At 33.0% G+C, this 2,451-nt stretch carries 1 protein-coding gene and 1 CRISPR repeat array; the gene reads right to left on the bottom strand.

The genetic code is table 11. The annotated features are described in order from the left end of the window. Positions 1–42 precede the first annotated feature (42 nt). A CRISPR array of direct repeats spans positions 43–1,991; the repeat unit is 36 nt; unit sequence GTTGTACAGTTACTTAAATCTTGAGAGTACAAAAAC. A 70-nt stretch (positions 1,992–2,061) separates the two neighbouring features. Further along, positions 2,062–2,451 (bottom strand): CRISPR-associated protein Csn2-St (csn2-St, locus tag GMD4S_RS00060; protein ID WP_000352271.1); only part of this gene is annotated, 390 nt, incomplete at its 5' end.

Raw genomic sequence — 2,451 nt, 5'->3', positions numbered from 1 at the left:
GAGTACAAAAACTTTGTTTCTTCAGAGTGCTTTTTACCAAAAGTTGTACAGTTACTTAAATCTTGAGAGTACAAAAACCCTGATCTGCTCAGCATTATCTATATCGCTTGTTGTACAGTTACTTAAATCTTGAGAGTACAAAAACGTCTTTATGGAAAAGTACAATTTAAAAACCGTTGTACAGTTACTTAAATCTTGAGAGTACAAAAACTTAGGTAGTACCATTTGCCATCATCCTTCAGTTGTACAGTTACTTAAATCTTGAGAGTACAAAAACGTATCCCGCTTGTGAATGAGTTGACACATTGTTGTACAGTTACTTAAATCTTGAGAGTACAAAAACTTATCTCTGGTGTCATACCAGCGCCCTTAAGTTGTACAGTTACTTAAATCTTGAGAGTACAAAAACATGTTATTCTCCTTCCTCCACGATGTTCTCGTTGTACAGTTACTTAAATCTTGAGAGTACAAAAACTACGTTTAACTTCTAAATGATAGGAATATGGTTGTACAGTTACTTAAATCTTGAGAGTACAAAAACACAGTTCATCTTCCAGAAATCTAATGCGTTGTTGTACAGTTACTTAAATCTTGAGAGTACAAAAACCAGAAAACTTATCCCCGTACCATGCTTTAGGTTGTACAGTTACTTAAATCTTGAGAGTACAAAAACGGAAGTTTTAACAATGTGGATGAGCTTATCGTTGTACAGTTACTTAAATCTTGAGAGTACAAAAACGGAGCAGTAAGCTTGACAGCTTTTTCAGTGTTGTACAGTTACTTAAATCTTGAGAGTACAAAAACCTTTCAGGATTTTACTTATTCTGATGATGGGTTGTACAGTTACTTAAATCTTGAGAGTACAAAAACTTAGTGAAATATCGTACAAGCTAGCAAAAGGTTGTACAGTTACTTAAATCTTGAGAGTACAAAAACGTGCGTTTGATATAATAAAGTGACGGGCTAGTTGTACAGTTACTTAAATCTTGAGAGTACAAAAACTTTTGATCCCAAGGCTCGTATGATACTCTGTTGTACAGTTACTTAAATCTTGAGAGTACAAAAACTAGAAAGGAGGTGAGTAAAGATGGGGCTTTGTTGTACAGTTACTTAAATCTTGAGAGTACAAAAACCCAGCGCCAATCCATCAAGTAAACCTGTTAGTTGTACAGTTACTTAAATCTTGAGAGTACAAAAACAATTGTGTTATAATGATTATAGAAATAGAAGTTGTACAGTTACTTAAATCTTGAGAGTACAAAAACCTGTTGAAATATCTCCATCGTCTGAAACAGGTTGTACAGTTACTTAAATCTTGAGAGTACAAAAACTACCCTTGATGTAACCTTTAGCACGAAGTTGTTGTACAGTTACTTAAATCTTGAGAGTACAAAAACGTTCAATCTGACTAAGATTATTTGATAATGGTTGTACAGTTACTTAAATCTTGAGAGTACAAAAACGAGTTTTTGGTTGGGATAATTATGACTGGGGTTGTACAGTTACTTAAATCTTGAGAGTACAAAAACATGATGCGTGGGTCTTCTTCCCAGCGGGCGGTTGTACAGTTACTTAAATCTTGAGAGTACAAAAACTACCCTATTTTACACCATGAAAGGGGTGATGTTGTACAGTTACTTAAATCTTGAGAGTACAAAAACAATGCTTAGAAAGGTTGAAATATCAATGTTGTTGTACAGTTACTTAAATCTTGAGAGTACAAAAACAAGGTGTTTGAAACATCTAATGGGAACGAGGTTGTACAGTTACTTAAATCTTGAGAGTACAAAAACGTTCAGGAGCAAATATCACAGTCAAGAACTGTTGTACAGTTACTTAAATCTTGAGAGTACAAAAACTGCTTTTTTATCGGTTACTCAGTTGTGGAAGTTGTACAGTTACTTAAATCTTGAGAGTACAAAAACCTTGATTGAACACTTCGTCCTCAACAATGGGTTGTACAGTTACTTAAATCTTGAGAGTACAAAAACCTCAAATTCGTCAATTTTGATTTTTGTTCCCTCAAAAACATTATAAAGCCTTAAATCTCACTCGTCAATACTATTCTTCCAAATATTTCAATAACATAGGATTGATTGATCCAATACAGAATTTTTTTTTCATTTCATATTGATACAAATTATTCAAAATTTTTAATGCCACTTGATCTTCTACAGATAGACTCATGTGGAGAATGTCCGAGCTAAATAAATAGGATCCAATTTTTCTTAAAGAAGTTAAAAATTCTTGTTCATCAGGTATTTGATTTATTGGATACTGATTGGTAAAGCGATCATACATGAATTCTAGCGAATAAAAATGATCAACATAATCGGAAACAATATTGATTTCCTCTAAAACTTCTTTCGTGACATGAAGATAACCTTCATTGGAAGGAAACAAAACAATATATAATGAATCATTATGATTAGTCAGAAACTCCATTTTCTC

This window comes from Streptococcus sp. GMD4S (genome assembly GCF_000296955.1).
Note: the sequence above shows the minus strand (reverse complement) of the source record. Positions and strands in the feature narration are given on the sequence as shown.